This window comes from Kurthia sp. YJT4 (genome assembly GCF_030219945.1).
Taxonomy (GTDB): domain Bacteria; phylum Bacillota; class Bacilli; order Bacillales_A; family Planococcaceae; genus Kurthia; species Kurthia gibsonii.
In genome coordinates this window covers 3,093,758-3,116,684 of sequence record NZ_CP126689.1, presented here as the reverse complement: position 1 = coordinate 3,116,684, position 22,927 = coordinate 3,093,758, and the positions used below count along the sequence as shown (strand labels likewise).

General features: G+C 36.0%; 25 protein-coding genes. 22 read left to right on the top strand and 3 right to left on the bottom strand.

Translation table 11 applies throughout. The features are described from left to right. Positions 1–71 precede the first annotated feature (71 nt). The 5 genes from QN089_RS15630 (at position 72) to ychF (ending at position 4,110) form a co-directional block, all read left to right on the top strand. On the top strand, positions 72–833 hold the full coding sequence (locus QN089_RS15630) for a ParA family protein (RefSeq protein WP_068456883.1): 762 nt from the start codon (positions 72–74) through the stop codon (positions 831–833). After that, positions 826–1,665, top strand: a complete 840-nt coding sequence (locus tag QN089_RS15625; protein WP_285215674.1) for a ParB/RepB/Spo0J family partition protein — start codon at positions 826–828, stop codon at positions 1,663–1,665. Before QN089_RS15630 ends, QN089_RS15625 begins: the two co-directional genes overlap by 8 nt. Positions 1,666–1,815: 150 nt before the next feature. Next, on the top strand, positions 1,816–2,724 hold the full coding sequence (locus QN089_RS15620) for a mechanosensitive ion channel family protein (RefSeq protein WP_231726963.1): 909 nt from the start codon (positions 1,816–1,818) through the stop codon (positions 2,722–2,724). A gap of 2 nt (positions 2,725–2,726) precedes the next feature. Then, positions 2,727–2,933 carry a DUF951 domain-containing protein gene (locus QN089_RS15615; protein ID WP_068456891.1) on the top strand — a complete coding sequence of 69 codons (207 nt, stop codon included), beginning with the start codon at positions 2,727–2,729 and terminating at the stop codon, positions 2,931–2,933. Positions 2,934–3,009: 76 nt separating this feature from the next. Continuing rightward, positions 3,010–4,110 (top strand): redox-regulated ATPase YchF, encoded by a 1,101-nt coding sequence (gene ychF / locus QN089_RS15610; RefSeq protein ID WP_285215673.1) that lies wholly within the window; start codon positions 3,010–3,012, stop codon positions 4,108–4,110. An 18-nt stretch (positions 4,111–4,128) separates the two neighbouring features. Here ychF and QN089_RS15605 read toward each other — a convergent pair whose 3' ends face one another. Beyond that, a complete protein-coding gene (locus tag QN089_RS15605; RefSeq protein ID WP_285215672.1) occupies positions 4,129–4,692 on the bottom strand; it encodes a DUF3267 domain-containing protein in 564 nt (187 codons plus the stop codon). Between the two features lie 158 nt (positions 4,693–4,850). Between QN089_RS15605 and rpsF the strand changes: the two genes are divergently transcribed. The 8 genes from rpsF to QN089_RS15565 all read left to right on the top strand — a co-directional run bounded on the left by rpsF (position 4,851) and on the right by QN089_RS15565 (position 12,341). After that, on the top strand, positions 4,851–5,141 hold the full coding sequence (rpsF, locus tag QN089_RS15600) for a 30S ribosomal protein S6 (protein WP_068456899.1): 291 nt from the start codon (positions 4,851–4,853) through the stop codon (positions 5,139–5,141). A 38-nt stretch (positions 5,142–5,179) separates the two neighbouring features. Next, complete coding sequence (ssb, locus tag QN089_RS15595) at positions 5,180–5,713, top strand: single-stranded DNA-binding protein (RefSeq protein WP_068456903.1); 534 nt, start codon at positions 5,180–5,182, stop codon at positions 5,711–5,713. 36 nt (positions 5,714–5,749) lie between these two features. Then, positions 5,750–5,986 carry a 30S ribosomal protein S18 gene (gene rpsR / locus QN089_RS15590; protein WP_068456906.1) on the top strand — a complete coding sequence of 79 codons (237 nt, stop codon included), beginning with the start codon at positions 5,750–5,752 and terminating at the stop codon, positions 5,984–5,986. A gap of 163 nt (positions 5,987–6,149) precedes the next feature. Further along, entirely contained in the window at positions 6,150–7,103 is a 954-nt protein-coding gene (locus tag QN089_RS15585; RefSeq protein WP_068456909.1) for a YybS family protein, read from the top strand. Between the two features lie 12 nt (positions 7,104–7,115). Beyond that, entirely contained in the window at positions 7,116–9,092 is a 1,977-nt protein-coding gene (locus tag QN089_RS15580; protein ID WP_285215671.1) for a DHH family phosphoesterase, read from the top strand. After that, positions 9,089–9,538, top strand: coding sequence for a 50S ribosomal protein L9 (gene rplI, locus QN089_RS15575; protein ID WP_068456915.1), 450 nt, complete (start codon positions 9,089–9,091; stop codon positions 9,536–9,538). Before QN089_RS15580 ends, rplI begins: the two co-directional genes overlap by 4 nt. A gap of 12 nt (positions 9,539–9,550) precedes the next feature. After that, positions 9,551–10,912 (top strand): replicative DNA helicase, encoded by a 1,362-nt coding sequence (gene dnaB / locus QN089_RS15570; protein WP_068456918.1) that lies wholly within the window; start codon positions 9,551–9,553, stop codon positions 10,910–10,912. 136 nt (positions 10,913–11,048) lie between these two features. Beyond that, positions 11,049–12,341 carry an adenylosuccinate synthase gene (locus tag QN089_RS15565; RefSeq protein ID WP_285215670.1) on the top strand — a complete coding sequence of 431 codons (1,293 nt, stop codon included), beginning with the start codon at positions 11,049–11,051 and terminating at the stop codon, positions 12,339–12,341. Between the two features lie 54 nt (positions 12,342–12,395). On the opposite strand, the gene QN089_RS15560 is transcribed toward QN089_RS15565, so the two are convergent. Further along, the gene (locus QN089_RS15560; RefSeq protein ID WP_285215669.1) at positions 12,396–12,803 is read right to left on the bottom strand and encodes a hypothetical protein; all 408 of its coding nucleotides are present in this window, start codon (positions 12,801–12,803) and stop codon (positions 12,396–12,398) included. Between the two features lie 311 nt (positions 12,804–13,114). Here QN089_RS15560 and yycF point away from each other — a divergent pair, with 311 nt between their 5' ends. The 8 genes from yycF to rlmH all read left to right on the top strand — a co-directional run bounded on the left by yycF (position 13,115) and on the right by rlmH (position 20,983). Then, entirely contained in the window at positions 13,115–13,825 is a 711-nt protein-coding gene (yycF, locus tag QN089_RS15555) for a response regulator YycF (protein WP_068456927.1), read from the top strand. A gap of 6 nt (positions 13,826–13,831) precedes the next feature. Next, the gene (gene walK, locus QN089_RS15550) at positions 13,832–15,661 is read left to right on the top strand and encodes a cell wall metabolism sensor histidine kinase WalK (protein WP_068456929.1); all 1,830 of its coding nucleotides are present in this window, start codon (positions 13,832–13,834) and stop codon (positions 15,659–15,661) included. Beyond that, positions 15,661–17,016 carry a YycH family regulatory protein gene (locus QN089_RS15545; RefSeq protein WP_285216444.1) on the top strand — a complete coding sequence of 452 codons (1,356 nt, stop codon included), beginning with the start codon at positions 15,661–15,663 and terminating at the stop codon, positions 17,014–17,016. Before walK ends, QN089_RS15545 begins: the two co-directional genes overlap by 1 nt. Next, a complete protein-coding gene (locus tag QN089_RS15540; protein ID WP_087682059.1) occupies positions 17,003–17,896 on the top strand; it encodes a two-component system regulatory protein YycI in 894 nt (297 codons plus the stop codon). Before QN089_RS15545 ends, QN089_RS15540 begins: the two co-directional genes overlap by 14 nt. A 12-nt stretch (positions 17,897–17,908) precedes the next feature. Beyond that, positions 17,909–18,697: an MBL fold metallo-hydrolase gene (locus QN089_RS15535; RefSeq protein ID WP_068456937.1), complete on the top strand. Its 789-nt coding sequence runs from the start codon at positions 17,909–17,911 to the stop codon at positions 18,695–18,697. 185 nt (positions 18,698–18,882) lie between these two features. Continuing rightward, positions 18,883–20,103 (top strand): S1C family serine protease, encoded by a 1,221-nt coding sequence (locus tag QN089_RS15530; RefSeq protein ID WP_285215668.1) that lies wholly within the window; start codon positions 18,883–18,885, stop codon positions 20,101–20,103. Between the two features lie 146 nt (positions 20,104–20,249). Continuing rightward, positions 20,250–20,414 carry a CxxH/CxxC protein gene (locus tag QN089_RS15525; protein WP_082701495.1) on the top strand — a complete coding sequence of 55 codons (165 nt, stop codon included), beginning with the start codon at positions 20,250–20,252 and terminating at the stop codon, positions 20,412–20,414. A gap of 89 nt (positions 20,415–20,503) precedes the next feature. Further along, the gene (rlmH, locus tag QN089_RS15520; protein WP_087682057.1) at positions 20,504–20,983 is read left to right on the top strand and encodes a 23S rRNA (pseudouridine(1915)-N(3))-methyltransferase RlmH; all 480 of its coding nucleotides are present in this window, start codon (positions 20,504–20,506) and stop codon (positions 20,981–20,983) included. A 64-nt stretch (positions 20,984–21,047) separates the two neighbouring features. Here rlmH and QN089_RS15515 read toward each other — a convergent pair whose 3' ends face one another. Next, positions 21,048–21,557: a restriction endonuclease subunit S gene (locus QN089_RS15515; protein WP_285215667.1), complete on the bottom strand. Its 510-nt coding sequence runs from the start codon at positions 21,555–21,557 to the stop codon at positions 21,048–21,050. Positions 21,558–21,620: 63 nt separating this feature from the next. Here QN089_RS15515 and QN089_RS15510 point away from each other — a divergent pair. Beyond that, a protein-coding gene (locus QN089_RS15510) for an IS3 family transposase (RefSeq protein WP_285215666.1) occupies positions 21,621–22,756 on the top strand; the annotation gives its coding sequence in 2 pieces (ribosomal slippage) (positions 21,621–21,843 and positions 21,843–22,756; 1,137 coding nt in all). The last annotated feature ends 171 nt before the right edge of the window (positions 22,757–22,927 follow it).

Genomic DNA, 22,927 nt, shown 5'->3' with positions numbered 1-22,927 from the left:
CATATACTTATACTGAAAAAAATTTGATAGAATATAGAAAATACAGACAATTAAGGGATGGTGGAATTTATATGGTACGTGTAATTGCGATGGCTAATCAAAAAGGCGGTGTTGGTAAAACAACCACAACGATTAATTTGAGTGCAGGTTTGGCTAGTTTAGGACAACGTGTTTTAATTGTTGATTTAGATCCACAAGGAAATGCAACAAGTGGATTAGGTGTGGATAAAAGTACAATCGAACAATCTATTTATGACGTATTAGTTCGAGATGTACACATCAATCAAGTTATACATAAAACCAATACATCTAATCTATCCATTGTACCGACGACAATCGCGCTTGCAGGTGCAGAAATTGAATTAGTCTCTATTATTTCACGTGAATCGCGTTTAAAGAAAGCGTTAGAAGAAATAAAGGATCAGTTTGATTATATTGTAATTGATTGTCCACCATCTTTAGGATTATTAACGTTAAACGCACTGACAGCATCGGATGAAGTAATGATTCCAGTGCAATGTGAATATTATGCTTTAGAAGGTTTGAGTCAGTTATTATCCACAATTACATTAGTACAAAAACATTTGAATCAAGATTTGAAAATTGCTGGTGTTTTACTCACAATGTTTGATATAAGAACAAACTTAAGCACACAAGTAGCAGATGAAGTGCGTCAATTTTTTGGTAATCAAGTTTATCAAACAGTTATTCCAAGAAATGTTCGTTTGAGTGAAGCACCAAGTCATGGCGAATCTATTTTAGAATATGATGCAAAATCAAAAGGTGCGCTCGTTTATTTAGAATTAGCAAAGGAAGTGAATCAGATTGGCTAAAGGTTTAGGAAAAGGATTAAATGCCTTATTTAATACAGATGAAGTAGTTGCAGGGGAAAAAGTTGAGAAGATTCCAGTACGTGATATTAAACCAAACCCGTATCAACCACGTAAAGAATTTAAAAAAGAAGCGCTAGAAGAATTAGCAGAATCAATTAAAGAACATGGGGTTTTACAACCAGTAGTTGTTCGTAAACAAGGAAAAGGCTATGAACTAGTTGTAGGAGAACGACGATTTAGAGCTGCTAAAATGGCTTTGCAAAAAGAAATTCCGGCAATTATTCGCGAATTCGATCAACAACAAATGATGGAGTTAGCTATTTTAGAAAATTTACAGCGTGAAGATTTAACAGCATTGGAAGAAGCAGAGGCCTATCAAAATTTAATGGAGAACTTGAATTTTACACAAGAAAAATTGGCACAGCGTTTAGGAAAAAGCCGTCCCTATATTGCGAATCAAGTTCGCTTACTATCGTTACCAAAAGATGTTCAACAATTAATAGCAGAACAAATAATTACACCAGGACATGGTCGTACATTACTAGGTTTAAAACGCAATAAGCTCATTTCACAAGTAGCAGCTAAAGTTGTTCAACAAGGATTAAATGTTCGTCAGTTAGAAGCGCTTGTTCAACAATATAATGAAGATGTTTCACGTGAAACGAAAGAAAAACCTAAAAAGGATTTATTTTTACAAGAGCGTGAAGATCAATTGCGTGATGTCTTTGGAACAAGTGTTGTAATCACAAAAGGAAAGAAAAAAGGGAAAATTGAAATTGAATTTTTCTCAGAAGACGATTTAGAACGCATTTTAGAAATACTTGAAAAGTAATAGGATATAAAAAGCAGTGCAATAAAATCTTCTGCACAATTAAAGGAATCGTTTGACTTAAATTAAAATTTTATAAAATCTCCATAGTGATTTATCGCATCTATAACATAATTTTTATATAATCAAACGAGTGAAAGTGAGGGATTTTATTTGTCTAATTTGTATGGAGATGCCAAAAGTCAATTATATAAATGGGTTATGAATAAGCTAACAGATGAGGATATGTGGGTGGCATTAGGAACAGGATTGTTAAAAATTATTGCCATTACAATTTGTTCAATTATTTTAGTAAAGCTCGGAAATCATATGATAAAAAAAGCATTTGATTTACGGATTCACGCACCTGCAAAAATGACGCAGCAGCGTGAACGTCGATATGAAACGATTTTGAAATTACTTCAAAGCGTCATTACGTATGTTGTGTACTTTACAGCCATTTTAGCCATTTTATCTGTTATGCAAGTAAAAGTTGCTGGATTATTGGCAGGAGCTGGTATTGTTGGTTTAGCAGTTGGATTCGGTGCGCAAAGTTTAGTAAAAGATGTTATTACAGGGTTCTTCATTATATTTGAGGATCAATTTGGTGTTGGGGACTTCATTAAAGTTGCTGGAGTACAGGGAACAGTTATTGAAATTGGATTACGCACTACAAAAATTCGTGGAATTGAAGGCGAGATAAATATTATTCCGAATGGCTCCATTTTAGAAGTTGTTAACTGCTCTGTGAATAACTCCGTTGCAATTGTGGATATTAGTGTGGCATACAATGCAGATATCAACAAAGCTGAACGGTTAATTGAAGAATATCTAGACGGTTTAGTGGAACGTTATGAAGATGTCGTGACACGACCTAATTTATTAGGTGTTCAAAATGTGAATGGAGCAGAAATTACATTACGTATGTCAGTCGAAACATTACCAATGCGTCACTTTGCTACAGCTAATTTAATACGTAAAGATATTAAAGAAATTTTTGATGAAAATCATATTGAAATTCCATATCCTAAAATGATGGTTTATGAACGAGATACTACAAAAAATAAAGAGGAGGAAAAATAAGAGTGCAAGCAAAAGTGTATAATTTAGGCGATATCGTTGAAATGAAAAAAGCACATCCATGTGGCACAAACGAATGGAAGATTATTCGATTAGGTGCAGACATTCGAATTAAATGTGTTGGATGTCAACATAGCGTGATGATTCCACGTCGTGAATTTGAGAAAAAAATGAAAAAAGTACTTGTACAAGCGAATCCAGAAGACAATTAGACTTTTACGATAGAAGTCACTATAATAAGACGAGTTGAAAATTTGAAAACAAACAAACTGAAGGGTTGTGACATATATGGCTTTAACAGCCGGTATTGTCGGTTTACCAAACGTAGGTAAATCAACATTATTTAATGCAATTACAAAAGCAGGAGCACTTGCTGCAAACTATCCATTCGCAACAATTGATCCAAACGTAGGAATCGTGGAAGTACCTGATGCACGTCTTGATAAATTAACAGAATTAGTTGAACCAAAGAAAACAGTTCCAACTTCTTTTGAATTTACAGACATCGCGGGTATTGTAAAAGGCGCTAGCCAAGGTGAAGGTTTAGGAAATAAATTCTTATCTCATATTCGTGAAGTAGATGCGATTACACAAGTAGTTCGCTGCTTTGAAGATGAGAATATTACACACGTAGCAGGTAAAGTAGATCCAATCAGCGACATCGAAGTAATTAACTTAGAATTAATCCTAGCTGATTTAGAATCTGTGGATAAACGCTACGCAAAAGTAAGTAAATTAGCGAAACAAAAAGATAAAGAATCAATGGAAGAAGCAGCAGTTCTTGAAAAGCTAAAAGATGCTTTTGCGAACGAAATGCCAGCTCGCTCTGTTGAACTAACAGATGAAGAAAAGAAAATTGTAAAAGGTTTAAGCCTACTAACTTTAAAACCTGCTCTTTATGTAGCGAACGTTTCTGAAGATGAAGTATCAGATTCAGAAGAAAATGAATATGTAAAACAAGTTCGTGAATATGCAGCTAAAGAAGGCGCTGAAGTAATCGTTGTTTGTGCGAAGATTGAGGAAGAGATTGCACAATTAGATGATGAAGAAAAAGCAATGTTCTTAGAAGAATTAGGGATTGAAGAATCAGGTTTAGATCAATTAATTAAAGCAGCATATAGCTTATTAGGTTTAGCTACATACTTTACTGCAGGTGTACAAGAAGTACGTGCTTGGACATTCCGTAAAGGTATGAAAGCACCACAATGTGCTGGTATTATTCACTCTGATTTTGAGCGTGGATTTATCCGTGCAGAAACGGTATCATTTGATGATTTAGTAGAATATGGTTCAAAACCAGCAGCAAAAGAAGCTGGACGTTTACGTTTAGAAGGTAAAGAATATGTTGTACAAGACGGCGATGTAATGGAATTCTTATTCAACGTATAAAATAAAGAAAACTCGAAATCAATCGGTTTCGAGTTTTTTTGTATAGAAATGTAGTTTAGGATGCTCAGTATCATCTTGAATATAGTAGGCATCATCTATACGTTTTAATTGTTTGTACATATAAAAATCACCAATTGCACCTACCATAAGCCAAGCACCCACTAATGTAAGTGGTGTGTAATCAAAATAAATGCCGCAAATAGTAGGAACTACTCCTGTCACCCAAAAAGGTAGTAGAAGTGCTTTTCGCATCGCTTTATTTGGCATTAATTTTGTTGTTGTAGCATAAGCTACACCCATTTGTAAGTTCACGCCCATTTTCAAACTTTTTAAAGGAGCGTGTCCAAATAGTACAAAACCAATGAGATGACAAATTTCATGTAAAAACATAAAGAGTATGTAAAGTAGAATGACAATTAATGTACCGATTAGAAAATTGATAATCGTAAATCTGAAATTTTGATGGATTACAAATTGAAGAACTAATACAAATAGCGTTAAAATGATTGTCCATCGTGTCATAGGTTTAACGATTTCTTCGATTTTTAATTCAAATTCACCGACTTTTTCGAAATTTCCCATGAAAAATCATCTCCTTTTATTCTTAGTATATTCGATATGAAGTTATTGCACTATGGATATCCCTATGTTACAATTTAACGATGTGAGTAGTATTAAATACTAGCTCCTTGCCTTTACTCAATGAGTCTAGGCCTAAGTCCATAAGGAGGTGCTTAATAATGAGAAAATACGAATTAATGTACATTATTCGTCCAAACATCGAAGAAGAAGCGAAAGCAGCTTTAGTTGAACGTTTCAACACAATCTTAACTTCAAACGGTGCAGAACTTAATGAATCAAAAGATTGGGGTAAACGTCGTTTAGCTTACGAAATCAATGACTTCCGTGAAGGTTTCTACCAAATCATGAAAGTTACTGCTCCAGCTGCGGCAATCGATGAGTATACTCGTTTAGCTAACATCAACGAAGATATCATCCGCCACATCGCTGTTCGCGAAGAAGAAAAGTAATAACATCGATATAAAATAGATAAGGAGGTTGATTTCTGATGATTAACCGTGTTGTATTAGTTGGAAGACTTACAAAAGATCCAGAGCTTCGTTATACGCCATCTGGTGTAGCAGTTGCACGTTTTACACTTGCTGTAAACCGTACATTCTCGAACCAACAAGGCGAAAGACAAGCAGACTTCATTAATATCGTCGTTTGGCGTAAGCAAGCCGAAAACACAGCTAATTTCCTTCGTAAAGGTTCTTTAGCGGGTGTTGAGGGTCGCATCCAAACAGGTAGTTATGATGGTCAAGATGGTAAAAAAGTTTACACAACTGAAGTTGTTGCAGATAGCGTACAGTTCTTAGAACCTCGCAATGCAGGCGGCGGTGCTCCACAAACGAACCAACAATTTGGTGACCAACCATCGTATGGTGGCGGTCAATCGTATAACCAAGCACCACAGCAAAACAATTATCAGCAAAATCAATCACCAAATCAACAAAACTATACACGTGTAGAACAAGATCCATTTGCGATGCCAAATGATCAAGGTAAAGTTGACATCTCAGATGACGATTTACCATTCTAATCGTGTACAAATTTAAACAAGGAGGGGACATATACTATGGCACCACGTAGAGGAGGCCGCAAACGCCGTAAAGTTTGCTATTTCACTGCTAACAACATTAAACACATCGATTACAAAGATGTTGATTTACTAAAAAAATTCATCTCTGAACGAGGAAAAATTCTTCCTCGTCGTGTAACAGGTACAAGTGCGAAATACCAACGTAAATTAACACTTGCTATCAAAACTTCACGCGTAATGGCTTTACTTCCATTCACAACTGATGATAAATAAGTAATTGAGAGAGACTAGGGCATATTGTCCTGGTCTTTTTTTTATGCGATTTTCTAATATATGTCTTTTGAAAGTAGTCATTTGCTTTTTTGTTTGCAATTGGGAAACATGGTACAATAAACAGATAAAATATTCATGTTGAAACAAAAAAGGAAGATTAAAAATGACGCAAGATCCTAAAGTTCGGCAGCTAACAACAGGTGCAATGATGGCCGCAATGTTTGTACTTTTAACACTGCTAAGTAGTTTACCTGTCATTTCACTTATTTTTACATGGTTTATTCCATTACCGATTATTTTGTACGTGTATCGTTATTCATGGAAAAGTGGATTACTTGTCATTGTAGCGGGTACAATGGTGAACTTCTTAATTGTAGGTATATTAGCAATGTTGATTAGTGCTTTATTTGCTATTATTGGTCTCGCAATCGGTTATACATTGCATAACAAAAGAAGTAAAACAGAAGTGTTTTTAGCGACGAGTTTAGCTACGTTGGTAGCGATGGCTGGAATTATTGTTGCTTATATGCAGTTTACAGGTATTAATTTAATTACAGATACATTAAAGCAGTTAAAGTCGGCTGTGTATAAAAATGTGGAATTATCAGAGCAAATGGCTAAATTAACAAATACTAAATCGACATTTACGAATGAAATGGCCGCAAATATTGTGAAAATGTTCACAGATACAATGCCTGCTATGTTATTTTTGTCGACATTTATTTTAGCGTGGTTATTAATCACAATTAATTTCCCTGTTATAAAAAAATTGCGTGTTCCTGTACCAAAGTTTCCACCAATCAAAGACTTAAGACTACCAAGAATGTTACTACTCTTTTATTTTGCTATTTTATTAGTGCAATTTATTGTGAAACCTGAAGATGGTACATATCTATATCTTGTTTATGTAAATGCATATTTATTATTGTCGATGTTATTCTTTTTACAGGGTGTTTCATTTATTCACTTTATGGTAGCACGTTCTGAAATGCCAAAAGCAGTAGCATGGGTTGCAACAATTTTTGCAATTCCATTGAATTCGTTTATCACGTTACTGGGTATAATAGATTTAGGATTTGGACTTCGCGCATTACTAGGCGATAAGAAGACAAAATAGGAGATGAGAACTATGGGTACTCGATTTAGACAAAGACCAATAAGATATCCTCTTTTAATTTTATCGCTGTTGATGATTGTAAGTATTGTGGGCCTTACTGTCTGGCATCCAATTATTGGTACGTTATACGGAATTTTAGTAATTGCTACGACATTTGTTTCTTGGAAGTATGAGAAAAACACATACGAGGAAACGGAACGTCATATTGCGATGCTAAGTTATCGTTTAGAGAATGTGGGTGAAAAAGCATTGCTTGAAATGCCCATTGGAATCATCTTAATTGATGATGAAACAACGATTGAATGGGCAAATCCATATATTAAAAAGATGATGAACGGTGATGAATTAATTGGTCGTGATTTATCCTTTATATCAGAGGAACTAATGTCATTAACAGCACATGAAGATTTACATGAAATGAACGCGACAGTGGAAGATCGTCAATATCGTGTATTATTCAAAAGAGAAGAGAAACTTCTATATTTCTTTGATATTACAGAGCAAGTTGAAATTGAAGAATTGTATTATGAAGATCGTACAGTTTTAGCTATACTATTTATTGATAACTATGATGAAATTACGCAAGGTATGGATGACCAAACACGTAGTCAGACGAACACGTTGATTACATCACTTGTGAATAAGTGGGGATCCTATCACGATATTTATATTAAACGTATTTCGTCAGATCGTTTTATGGCGGTTATGAATGAATCCATTTTATCGAATTTAGAAAAAAAGAAATTTGCAATTTTAGATGATATTCGTGAAATCACTGCTCAGCAAAACTTATCACTTACATTAAGTATTGGTGTAGGCGCTGGCTCACCTTCTTTAACAGAGTTAGGCGAGTTAGCACAATCGAGTTTAGATCTTGTTTTAGGACGTGGTGGAGATCAGGTTGCGATTAAACAACCTGATGGAAAGGTGAGATTCTATGGTGGTAAAACAAACCCTGTAGAAAAACGTACGCGTGTAAGAGCACGTGTTATCTCACATGCTTTACGTGATTTGATTCAAGATAGTGACCAAGTATTTGTAATGGGGCATAAGATGCCTGATATGGATGCGATTGGTTCATCTATTGGTGTACGAAAGATGGCGGATATGAATAAAGTTGATGGATACGTTGTCATCGATTTTGAACAAATTGATCAAAGTATTAATCGTTTAATGCAAGTTGTTAAAGATAAGTCTGATTTGTACGATCGATTTTTATCACCAGATCAAGTATTGGATAAAATGACAGATAAGTCGCTCGTTGTCATTGTCGATACACATAAGCCGAGTATGACGATTGATGAACGCATTGTAAATCAAGCGAGTAAGGTTGTCGTGATTGACCATCATCGCCGTGGTGAGGAATTTATTGACCGTCCAATGCTTGTATATATGGAGCCATATGCTTCTTCAACAGCAGAACTAATCACAGAATTACTCGAATACCAACCTAAGAACGATAAGATTTCGATGTTAGAAGCAACAGCACTACTAGCAGGGATTATTGTCGATACGAAATCATTTACGCTTAGAACGGGTGCTAGGACGTTTGAGGCTGCATCATATTTACGAACAAACGGTGCAGATACTATTCTAGTTCAACGCTTACTAAAAGAAGATTTAAATACGTATTTAGAACGCGCACAAATTGTCAAAACAGCAGAATTTGTGCATAATGGCATTGTGATTGCACATGGTGAAAAAGACCAAGTATATAATTCAGTATTAATTGCACAAACGGCTGATATTTTACTTACGATGAAAGACATTTCAGCGTCCTTTGTTGTCGCACCGAGAAGTGATGGTAAAATAGGTATTAGCGCACGCTCTTTAGGCGAGATTAACGTTCAAATCATTATGGAAGCACTTGGAGGTGGCGGTCATTTAACAAATGCAGCTACACAATTACAAGTGGATACCATCGAAGAAGCAATCGAACGTTTAAAGAAAGCAATTGATGAAACATTAGAGGGGAGTCAAGAATCATGAAAGTAATTTTCTTAAAAGACGTTAAAGGACAAGGTAAAAAAGGTGAGGTTAAAGAAGTATCAGATGGTTACGCACGTAACGTATTATTAAAAAATAAATCAGCTGTAGAAGCTACACCTCAAGCAATGAGCCAATTACAAGGTCAAAAGCGTAAAGAGCAGCAAAACGCAGAAGCAGAATTACAAGCTGCTAAAGATTTAAAAGTAAAAGTAGAAGAATTAACAGTAGAATTAAAATCAAAAACAGGCGAAGGTGGTCGTCTATTTGGTTCAATTACATCAAAACAAATTGCAGATGAATTAAATAAAGCGCATGGTATTAAAGTAGATAAGCGCAAAATGGATTTACCAGAAGCAATTCGTACATTGGGTGTAACAAAAGTTCCTGTGAAATTACATCCAGAAGTTACAGCAACATTGAAAGTGCATGTAACAGAGCAAAAATAAGGGGAGACAAATATGAATAATGATCCATTAATGGACCGTATTCCACCGCACAACCAAGAAGCTGAGCAATCAGTATTGGGTGCGATCTTCCTTGAACCACAGGCTTTAATTACAGCCTCTGAAACATTATTAGCAGATGATTTTTATCAAGCAGCGCATCGTTTGATTTTTGAAACGATGCTACGCTTGAGTGATTTAGGAAAAGCCATCGATGTCGTAACCGTAACGGAAGAACTTTCAAGCCGTAATCAATTGGACGATGTCGGTGGTATTTCATATATGACGGAATTAGCCAATGCCGTACCGACAGCGGCTAACATCGCGTACTATTCAGAAATCGTTGCCCAAAAATCATTACTGCGTAAGTTAATTCGTACAGCTACAAAAATTGTAGAAGATAGTTTTACAAGAGAAGATGAAGTAGCAGAATTATTAGCTGAAGCTGAAAAGCAAATAATGGAAGTAGCCAATCGTAGTAATTCAGGGGACTTTAAGCATGTAAAAGATGTTCTTGTACAGACGTACGAGAATGTGGAAAAGCTCCAAAATCGTAAAGGAGACATTACGGGTATTCCAACAGGTTTCCGCGACTTAGATCGCTTAACAGCTGGTTTTCAGCGTGGTGATCTCATCATTGTAGCAGCCAGACCATCTGTAGGTAAGACAGCATTTGCCTTGAATGTTGCACAAGCAGTAGGGACGCAAACAACTGAGAATGTAGCCATATTCTCACTAGAGATGGGTGCAGATCAACTTGTTATGCGTATGTTGTGTGCTGAAGGTAATATTGATGCACAAGTATTACGTACAGGTGCATTAACAACAGAAGACTGGCGAAAATTAACGATGGCTATGGGAAGTTTATCGCATGCAGGTATTTATATTGATGATGCGGCTGGTGTCCGTGTAAATGAAATTCGAGCTAAATGTCGGCGCTTAAAACAAGAAAGTGGTCTTGGGATGATCTTAATTGATTATCTTCAGTTAATTCAGGGTAGTGGTTCATCAGGGCAGAACCGTCAACAAGAGGTTTCTGAGATTTCACGTTCTCTTAAAGCACTTGCTAGGGAGCTTGAAGTACCTGTTATTGCTTTATCGCAGTTATCACGTGGTGTAGAGCAACGACAAGATAAACGTCCGATGATGTCTGATTTACGTGAATCAGGTTCGATTGAGCAAGATGCGGATATCGTTGCTTTCTTATATCGTGAAGACTATTATGATAAAGAAACGGAAGATGCTAATACAATTGAGATTATTGTAGCAAAGCAACGTAATGGTCCAACAGATACAGTAAAATTAGCATTTAAAAAAGAATTTAATAAGTTTGTGAGTGTTGATTGGTCTCAAGAATCACCACCAGCGAGTTACTAACATTAAATACGAACATTTTCAATTGTAAAAATGAAATCTGTTCGTATTTTTAATTGACTTTTTAGAAGATGGTTGTTAAAATAACTTTTGTTTTTAATCAGGATACACAAAGTATCTGACGGAGGTGCTGTATAAAATGACATCAGTAGTAGTAGTAGGAACGCAATGGGGAGACGAAGGTAAAGGGAAGATTACAGACTTTCTTTCAAAACAAGCAGATATCATTGCACGTTTTTCAGGCGGTGACAATGCAGGTCATACAATTCAATTCGAAGGCGAAACATATAAGCTTCATTTAATTCCATCAGGTATTTTTTATTCAGATAAGCGCTCGGTAATGGGCAATGGAATGGTAATCAATCCAGAATCTTTAGTAAAAGAATTAAAAGGATTGCAAGAACGTGGTGTGGATACGTCAAATCTACGTATTTCAAATCGTGCGCACGTCATTTTACCGTACCACATTCATCAAGATAAAGTAGACGAAGCTTCACGTGGCGATGCAAAAATCGGTACAACATGTAAAGGTATTGGGCCATGTTATACAGATAAAGTACAACGTATTGGTATTCGTATTGCAGACTTACTTGATAAGGATGTATTTGAAGAAAAATTACGTACAAACTTAGAATTGAAAAACCGTTTATTCACGAAATTCTACGAAGTAGAAGGATTAGCGTTTGGTGATATTTTTGAAAAATTCTATGCGTATGGTCAAGAGATTGCTCCTTATGTAACAGATACTTCTAAGATCTTAAATGATGTCATGGATGAAGGCGGCAAAGTATTATTTGAAGGTGCTCAAGGCGTACTATTAGATGTAGATCATGGAACATATCCATATGTAACATCTTCAAACCCAGTAGCAGGTGGTGTTACAACAGGTACAGGTGTTGGCCCAGCTTCTATTAATCGTGTAATCGGCGTATCAAAAGCATATACTTCACGTGTAGGTGATGGTCCATTCCCAACTGAACTATTTGATGAAGTAGGAAACCAAATTCGCGAAGTCGGTCGTGAATACGGTACAACAACAGGTCGTCCACGCCGTGTTGGTTGGTTTGATACAGTGGTTGTACGTCACTCACGTCGTGTTTCAGGTATTACAGACCTAGCACTAAACTCAATTGACGTTTTATCAGGTTTAGATACAGTGAAAATTTGTGTAGCTTACGATTACAATGGTGAACGTATTACAGAATATCCTGCAAACTTACACATTATTGAACAATGCAAACCGATTTATGAAGAACTTCCTGGATGGGACGAAGATATCACAGGTGTTCGTCGTTTAGAAGATTTACCAGAAAACGCACGTAAGTATGTAGAGCGTGTAAGTGAATTAACAGGTATTCGAATTGCTACATTCTCAGTTGGTCCTGACCGTGATCAAACGAATGTATTATTAAATATTTGGGACGAGATTTAGTATCATATAAAGAAAGCAGGAATCGCATGAGAAGCGGTTCCTGCTTTTTTATACCTACGTATCAAAACGAAGATAACGAATCCCGAATTTAATTCCTGCAAGGGTTAAGGCTGTGCCTAAACCTGTATAGAAATATGCAATAAAGGATTCGGGCATTAAATTCATGACACGAATGGTAATACCGAGTGTCATCATAACAGCCATGATAATAAACGATTTTAAATCAAAGAAATACCAAAAATATTGTTTTTCTGTCTCATAGCCAGCAATTCGAATCGTATGTTTATTAACGAGGCGATTAAAAATCAAAAACCAAAACAAACAAAAGACAATAATTGATAAAATAATATTGAGGATAGTTATATGTCCAACATAAGCAAGTAAGCCAATGCGTACAATATTAATTCCTGCAATAAGCCATACAAAACAAGCAATGAGAAGTAATGTACGATTCTTAACCATAGATGGGCCACCTTTCCTTAAATGTTTGGAAAATGAAGTTGATTCATGTCGAATAGTACCCTTTTGGATTATTTTCATAACAAAAGTATATGTATAGAAAGTTTCAATTTCTTTACAATACAATTTCAAAATAGGTAGTATTTATAATATATGATAAGTTAGAAGAGTTCATTCTTATGTATTATAATATTTCCTGGGGAATAAATTACAAAATATTACCTAAAGGTGCGTCAGAATTGAAATCATGTTAGAGTAAATAGAGAGTGAATGTAAATAAAACAGTGTATTTTAGAGAGAAAGGATGAAAGAATTTGGATAAGAAAATCTTAGTAGTGGATGATGAAAAACCGATTGCAGATATATTACAATTTAATTTAACAAAAGAAGGTTACAGTGTAGTAACAGCTTATGATGGTGATGAAGCTTTAGAAAAAGTAGAAGCAGAAAAACCAGATTTAATCTTATTAGACATCATGTTACCAAAACGTGATGGTATGGAAGTAGTGCGTGAGGTACGTAAAAAATACGACACACCAATTATTATGATTACAGCGAAAGACTCTGAAATTGATAAAGTTTTGGGTTTAGAGCTTGGTGCGGATGATTATGTAACGAAGCCGTTTAGTACACGTGAGTTAGTTGCGCGTGTCAAAGCAAATATGCGTCGCCATCAAACAACAGCGACTGTTGAAGAGGAAGAAGAGTCTTCAAATGATATTGTTGTAGGTTCATTGACAATCCAACCAGAAGCTTATTTAGTTTTAAAGAGAGATGAAACAATTGAATTAACACATCGTGAATTTGAATTGTTACATTATTTAGCGAAACATATCGGACAAGTGATGACACGAGAACATTTATTACAAACTGTTTGGGGTTATGACTATTTCGGTGATGTACGAACAGTTGACGTAACAATTCGACGTCTACGTGAAAAAATTGAGGATAATCCAAGTCATCCAGCATGGATTGTAACACGTCGTGGTGTGGGGTACTATTTGAGAAATCCTGAACAGGAGTAATGTTGAATGCAAAAGGTAGGTTTTTTTAAATCTGTACACGCAAAAGTTGTATTGATTTATGTACTTTTAATATTGATTGCCATGCAAATTATGGGGTTATACTTTGCGAATAAATTAGAGACTACGCTTAAGCACAACTTTACGCATTCCGTAACAGATCGTCTTAAGCTAGTCGATTTTAGCGTGAAAGAAGAAATGGTTAAGTCACGTGAAGAAAATGATGGGACACTGGAATCCAATTTACGCGATATTCTAGGTGGATTGTCTTCTGGTTCGGGAGATATTAGTGAAATTCGTGTAATCGATTCACATAATAGAATCTTAGCGACTTCAGATAATAACAGTCAATCGATTATTGGCCAGCGTTCCGCAGAAAGCGCAGTGACTTCAGCGCTTTCTACATCATCACCAATTGAAAAGATGGCGATTGATAAAAAGACTGATAAACGCGTATGGATTATTGCAAAACCTATTCAATCACAAGGAAAAACAATTGGTGTCATCTATGTTAAAGCCAATATTGAAACGGTATTTGAACAAATGGCTACGATTAATAAAATTCTCGCCGTAGGTACAGCAATTGCTTTATTAATTACAATTATTTTAGGCGTTTTCATCGCTAAGACGATTACAAAACCAATTTCGGATATGCGTAGGCAAGCTGTTGCAATGGCAAAAGGGAATTATTCGAGAAAGGTTAAAGTATACGGGAATGACGAAATCGGTCAGCTGGCTGTATCTTTTAACCATTTAACGAATCGCTTACAAGAGGCGCACTCAACGACTGAAGGTGAGAGAAGGAAGTTAGCATCTGTCTTAACGAATATGACAGATGGTGTAATTGCAACAGATCGTAAAGGAAAAATTATTTTGATTAACGCGCCTGCACAGAAATTACTTGCGACTGAAAATAATGAATTAATGGGACGACAAATTACAGAAATTCTGGGCTTAGATGAAGAATACACATTTGAAGATTTGATTCATATGCAAGAGGCTGTGAATTTAGATTTTAGCACGCAAGACCGCCCTTATATTTGGCGAGCAAACTTCTCTGTTATTCAAAAAGAGACAGGTTTTGTGAATGGTTTAATTGCCGTATTACATGACATCACAGAACAAGAAAAAATTGAAATGGAACGTCGTGACTTCGTTTCAAATGTATCACATGAGTTACGCACACCGCTTACAACGATGCGCAGTTATTTAGAAGCGCTAGCAGATGGTGCATGGCGTGATGAAAATATTGCACCAACATTTTTAAATGTAACACGTACAGAAACAGAGCGTATGATTCGTCTGGTTACAGACTTACTGCAACTATCTCGTATGGATAGTCGTGAATATGAATTGAATACAGATTTCGTTGATTTCGTTAAATTCTTTGATCGTATTATTAATCGATTTGAGATGTCGAAATCTAAAGAAGTAGAATTTATTCGTGAGCTACCAACTACACCTATTTATGTTGAAATTGATACGGATAAAATCACACAAGTTATTGATAATATTATTTCAAATGCGTTGAAGTATTCACCAGATGGTGGATCTATTCGCTTTAAATTAACAAATATTGATGACGAGATTTTAGTCGAAATTAAAGATACGGGTATGGGAATTCCAAAAGAGAATGTTGATCGCATTTTTGACCGCTTCTATCGCGTAGATAAAGCACGCGCGCGCTCTATGGGTGGAACAGGTCTTGGACTAGCCATTTCACGTGAAATGATTAATGCACATGGTGGACGCATCTGGGCTGAATCAGTAGAGGGAAAAGGCACATCTGTATTCTTTACATTACCAAATAATGCAGAAGAGGATGGTGAGTGGGAATAATGAAGTATTTAGAACAAAGTAAAACCGTTGTATTAATTATTCTAGTTGGTCTAAGTATTTTATTAACATTCTCCATTTGGTCATACCATCCAAACTATGAAAAAGTAGAAAAGCCAGAGCCAGCAGGTGTACTGATGGACAAAAAACGAACATTACCTGAAATTATTCAGCCTGCTCGTCTATTAATTCATCAAGAAGGTGACTGGCGTGGAACCATTGATACAGAAGAAATGGCTCCACTATTTACTGAGATGAAGAAATGGCAACTGACGGATATTTCAACTGTTAGTAGTAACTTTAATTTACAAAAATTAAATGATCAACTATTAGTAGATCAACGAATTGTTCTTCAATTCGATGGAGAAGTACCAATGCCTGTATTTCAAAGTTTACTTCCTGTGACAAGTAAGAAAGTACCTGAAATTAATTTCGATCAGGTCATTATCAGTTGGTCTACAGAAGAATCAGATATCCCTAAGAATGAATTAACAATTCTTTTTTCTAATGTAAAACAGAAGCAGTTATACAGAGGAAAAGTGAAAGTGAAAAGTGAGAACGGTTTTAAAAATGATGTGTTAGGATCATTCCAAGATTTAGCATCGTATGAACCGATTCAACGCGACAATGCGAATACATTATTTTTACCAACACAAACACAAAAATTAACACAGTATAAATATCTGATTTCAGCGATTAGCATTGATGATTTTAAAAATGCACTCTTTACGATGCCAGGCATTGTGAAGATGAGTCCAGATTTAGAAGCAGGTATTGATAAATATACTGATGATAAATCGATTATGACGATTGATAAAAATCGCTATCTCGCAACATTTGTAGATGCGACAGCTACAGAGAATCAAGAAAATGTTCAAAAGAGTAATTTAATTACTTCTACATTCAACTTTATTAACTTACATGGTGGTTGGACAGGCGACTATCGCTATGCCAACGTGGACTATAATGCACAAGAAGTAGTGTATCAGTTATATGTAGAGAATTTACCGGTTTTAAAAACAGACTTGGGTACAGCAAAAATTGAAGCGTTCTGGGGGAATGGGCGTATTTATCGTTATATTCGACCAACGTATAAATTAGCTTATTTACCACAGGAGGAAAATAAGGAGATTAAGCTAATTTCAGGTGTGGATGTTGTCCAAAAATTGATGGCAAGTAATGAAATTGACTTCAATAAAATTACTGCACTTCGTGTTGGATTAACAATGAAACAAGATGAAGGGCGCTCATCGATTTATTTATTTGAACCGACATGGTTTTATCGTTTAGATGGTGTATGGTATCCAATTAACCCGAAAGATGCACAAGTAGGAGGTGATACAGATGGATTGGAGTAAAACAAAAACCATCTTTATCATCGTATTCTCTATTTTGAATGTATTCTTATACTCGGTGTATATTAATAATTACAATGAAGAACAAGAGCTAGAAGTACTTGGTGAATCCAATATTGAGAGTGATTTAAAAAATGCGAATATCTCAGTAGGGAATTTACCTGTTTCGACGGAGAAAGTAACATACGTATCAGGAAAAATTAATACCTTTGATAATTTTGATTTTGATCAAGTGACGAAAAATCAAATTATTACAGTAAGTGATAATATGATTATTGAAGGAACAATGAAAAAACCAGAAAAACTAGAAGCGCTAAATGAAAAAACACTAACTGAGTTCTTAAAAAGGACGGTTTTCAAAGGTGAAGAATATCGACTATGGCAGATTAATAAATCGGCACGCGAAGCGACATTCTTCCAAGTGATGAACGATAAAACAATCTTTTATAATCAAAGTGCGACCATTAAAGTTTATTGGTCTGAAAAAGAAGAGATTACAAAGTATGAGCAAACGATGTTTGGTTCTTTAAAAGCTGTTGGTGAGAAAAGTATGTTGATTAAACCAATTCAAGCGATTAAAACTATTTTTGAAAAAGGTTATTTAAAAGACCATACAACCATTTCATTTGTGAATTTGGGCTATTCAACATTAGTTCCATTAACAGAAACGCAAGTATTGTCTCCAACATGGCATATTCGTGCTATGGTACCAGATGAAAATGGACGTAAAAAACAACAGGACTTTTTTGTGAACGCAGTAGATAATCAAATATTAGATATTGAAAAAAATATTCAATTCAAAAATAAAGCAGCTACGGATGTAGAATATAAAGAGAGAGTTCGCTCAAATGTAGATGCAAAGCAATCTGAATTAAGTAAGTAAGGAGTCTTTCACATGAAGTTTAGTGTATTGGCGAGTGGTAGTACGGGTAATGCTGTTTATGTTGAAAGTGGCGATCAGGCTTTCATCGTAGATGCAGGGCTGACAGGTAAAAAGATGGAGCAGCTATTTGCCAAAATTGATCGCGATATTAAAAAATTATCAGGTATTCTTGTCACACATGAACATTCAGACCATATCAAAGGTGTTGGGGTATTAGCACGTAAATATAATGTGCCGGTCTTTGCGAATGAGAAGACGTGGCAAGCGATGACACCATCTGTTGGGAATATTCCATTAGACCAGCGTTTTCAATTCAATATGGAGACGGTTCAGGCTTTTGGAACATTAGAGATTGAATCGTTTGGTGTGTCACATGATGCCGCAGATCCGATGTTTTATACATTCCATGAGAATGGTCGTAAGTTAGCAGTGATTACGGATACAGGCTACGTGAGTGACCGTATGAAGGGGATTATACGCGGAGCAGATGCATTCGTATTCGAAAGTAATCATGATGTGAATATGTTGCAGATGGGCTCATACCCGTGGTCTACAAAACGTCGTATTTTAAGCGATGTGGGGCATGTGAGTAATGAAGATGCGGCAATTGCAATGAGTGATGTGGTATTTGAAAAAGATACGCATATTTACTTATCGCATCTAAGTAAAGATAATAATATGAAAGATTTAGCAAGACTTAGCGTGGCACAAACGCTGCAATCTGTTGGCATCATGCCAGGTGAATTTGTTCATCTACATGATACGGATGCAGAGGAGCCAACGAAGTTAGTAATGGTCTAATTTGAAGAACAATCGTAAAATGCGATTGTTCTTTTTATATTTTGAAGAGATAGTTTTTATCTATTCGAGAAGGGGAATAAATGAGATATCATGAAATTTTGAGGGTATTTTAAAGCAATTTTCATCTAATTTTCATGTTTGACAGGTATAGTAAGAATAACAAAAGAATAGAGGGAGGAAAACAAATGGGATACTATGATGATACAGAACATGGAAGACGGCAACAAAAAAAGGGAAGTAAAGTAGGCTACTTTTTCACGGGTTTAATCGGTGTAATTGTCGGCGCATTACTTGTCTGGTTGATTGTACCTTCTATCTCGAATACAGGAAGTAATAATACAACGAATCCTGTAAAAACAGAACAACTATCCACAGAAGTAACGACAGATGTCACAAAAGCTGTTGATAAGACGAAGGATGCAGTTGTTGGGATTACAAATATTCAAAAACGCCAAACAGCGAATGATATCTTCGGTGGTGCATTTGGTGGAAGCACAGATAACCGTGATTCAAGCACAACAGAAGAATCAGGCAGTGGTTCAGGTGTTATTTATAAAAAAGCGAACGGTAAAGCATACATCGTAACGAATAATCACGTTGTAGAAGATGCAGATCGTTTAGAAGTAACATTACCAAACAATAAAAAAGTAGAAGCAAAATTAGTAGGTACAGATCAATGGACAGACTTAGCTGTTATCTCAATGGATGAAAAATATGCAACGACAGTAGCGAAATTCGGTGATTCGGATAAACTAAAACAAGGGGAAACAGTGATTGCGATTGGTAACCCACTTGGCTTAGATTTATACGGTTCTGTAACAACAGGTGTTATCTCAGGTACAGAACGAACAGTACCAATGGATATTAACGGTGATGGTAATGCAGACTGGAATGCGGAAGTATTACAAACAGATGCAGCGATTAACCCAGGTAACTCAGGTGGTGCGTTAATCAATCTAGCAGGACAAGTAATTGGTATTAACTCAATGAAGATTTCACAATCTACAGTTGAAGGTTTAGGATTCTCTATTCCAAGTAACACAGTAATTCCAATCATTAGTGAGCTAGAAGCGGAAGGTAAAGTACAACGACCAGCGATGGGCGTATCGTTAATCGACTTAACAGAAGTACCTGCATTCTATCAAAAAGAAACATTAAAGTTGCCTGAAGACGTGACAGAAGGCGTTGTCATGGCACAAGTTGAAAATGGTTCAGCTGCTGAAAAAGCAGGTATTAAACAATACGATGTAATTGTTGAGATGGATGGACAAAAAGTCGGTAGCTCAGTTGAATTACGTAAAATCCTATACAGTAAAAAAGTGGGCGATTCAGTTACAGTGAAAGCTTACCAAGACGGTAAACTTGTAACGAAAACGATGAAACTAACAAGTACGATTTCTAAATAATGTGGATAACTTCAAAAGAGATTGTCGTAGAAAGTGTGGATACACTTTGCGACAGTCTTTTTTGTTTGTTACAATGATGTGTGGATAAAAAATGTGAATTGTGTATAACTTTTTATAAATTCTGAAAATAGAAAGGGTGTTAGATTATGGAGATTAAATGCTGTGAAAACCATACAGGACATGCGATTGATGTGTTCCTAGAAAAGGAAAAAGATTTTCCAATTTTAAATAAGCTAGAAGAAAGCGAACAGTTGTCCACATCATGTGCATACTGTGAAGCCCCAGCAGAATATGTTGTAGGGAACAAATAATCCCCTACAACATATAGGGTGTTTTGTGGATATGTGTATAAGTTTTGTGGATAACTCACTAACAAATAAAGGAAAAGAGTGACGAATACGTGGGGATTAGTATCATTTCAGTTGGAAAATTAAAAGAAAAGTATTTGAAATTGGGCATTGATGAATATGCGAAACGTCTGGGTAGTTATACGAAGTTAGACTTAATTGAAGTAGCGGACGAAAAAGCACCTGAACAATTAAGTGAAGCAGAAATGGAGATTGTAAAGAAAAAAGAAGCAGAACGCATCTTAGCTAAAGTACCACAAGATGCTTACGTTTTTGCACTCGCAATTGACGGGAAGCAACGTACATCTGAAGAGATGTCAAAAGAGATTGAGAACCTCTTAACCTATGGACAAAGCAAAATCATCTTCATCATTGGCGGATCACTCGGACTACATGACGACGTACTCAAACGCGCCGACACCAAAATCTCGTTCGGCAAAATGACACTCCCTCACCAACTCATGAAACTCGTCCTGACCGAACAAATCTACCGCAGCTTTCGAATTATGAAAGGTGAACCGTATCATAAGTAAGTGCGGTTTTTTGTGAAAAACAGCAACAGCACCGTTCCAATTAGTATGGAGGGTGCTGTTTTAATTAGATGAACATTTGTTGCATGAAGGCTTGTTTTTGTTTTTCTAATTCATTCATTTTATCTTTTTCAATATTAATTTTTCTTTCTAATCTTATGAAAAACTCGGCTATTTTTTTTTGTTCTTCAATATTAGGTATTAAAACTCTAATTCCCATAAACTCGTCATAATTAATATTCAATAATCCATCCATACGTGCTCCTGAAGAAATTAGTTTTCCTAATTCCTTATCTGTTCTTTTAGTTTCAAACATATATTGAATGAATTTAGAGTTGGCTAAATCATTTGTTTCAAAGCTATGATATACGCGTGGTACTAGAGCTTCTTCATAAGTATCTAATTCAAAAACTACTCCATATTTAGCTAATTTTGAATTTCCATGGTTATAAGACAATTGCCCTTTTTTTAATAACGTATAGTTTTTTTGCTCTTTCCCAGCTATATTCCCAGAAAATCTTTCTTTTTGATCTAACCAACCTTGACTTGCTGAAATAGTTAAAGTGGGTAGATCCAAGATACATGGACACAACTTGGTTAAGTCATTAAAATTGAATTAACGAAAGGTCGTGTCCGAATTATGAGTCAAAAACGTTATAACCAAGAATTTAAACAAACTGTGGTTGAGCTTTATCGCTCAGGTACGTCGGTCAGTCAACTCTCTAGTGAATATGGTGTGTCAGAAGTAACAATTTATAAATGGATCAAGCAACACTCTCCAATCGAAGGTACACAGGAGTTAACTGTGTCGGATGTGGAAGCGATCCAAAAGGAAAATCTTCGCTTAAAGCAGGAGCTTGAAATCTTAAAAAAGGCTATGACCATATTCGCGAGAAAATAGATGAGCAGGAACTGATTGACTATATTGAAAGTGAAAGCGAACATCATCCAGTTCAAATGATGTGTCGTGTTTTAAAGATGCCAAGAAGTACGTATTATGATTCATTTCATAAGAAACCCAACAGTTATCATGTCGCCAATGAAGCCCTACTTGAACGAATCCAAGCCATCCACAAAGAAAGTAAGGGTCGTTATGGCGCACCTAAAATCCATAAACTACTTCAAAAAGAAGGCTATTCATGCAGTATTAAACGGGTTCAACGTCTTATGAAAGAAGCAGGCATCCAATCAAACATCACTAAGAAATATCGTCCAACATCATCACCATCACGTGTAGAAGAACGTGAAAATGTACTTGAACAAGACTTTACAACAACAACGATTAACGAGAAATGGGTAGCCGATATCACCTATATTCATACGCTCCGTCATGGCTGGTGCTATCTAGCATCTGTGCTTGATTTGCATACGAAAAAAGTGGTTGGTTATAAATTTTCACGTACGATGACAACCGAGCTTGTGCTTGAAGCATTGGAGAACGCTGTAAACGCTCAAAAGCCTGGACCTGGACTCATTGTTCATACGGATCTAGGCACGCAATACACGAGTGAAGCGTTTCAAGAACGATTAAAAAAGTATGAAATGATTCCGTCATTCAGTCGGAAAGGATACCCTTATGACAACGCTTGTATCGAATCCTTTCACGCCACACTGAAAAAAGAAGAAGTCTATCAAACACAATACGAAAGCTTTGAGTCTGCGAGAATCGCCCTCTTTCAATACATAGAAGGTTGGTATAATCGCAAACGAATTCATGGCAGCATCGGTTATGTCACGCCCGATGAGTATGAAAAAATGTGTCGCGAAGCAGCGTAACACTAGGGGTAACTGTAATCCCCCCTCCACATTTTTCAGGCACAACATCCATGGGTTTCTTTCTCCACGTCCCAAGCAGGTTGTCAAAGGCTCTTTTCACTTTGACAATCTGCTTGGGATGTGGAACACTCCATGAATGGTTGTTGTGCAGAAAAAAACTTAAACTTTTTG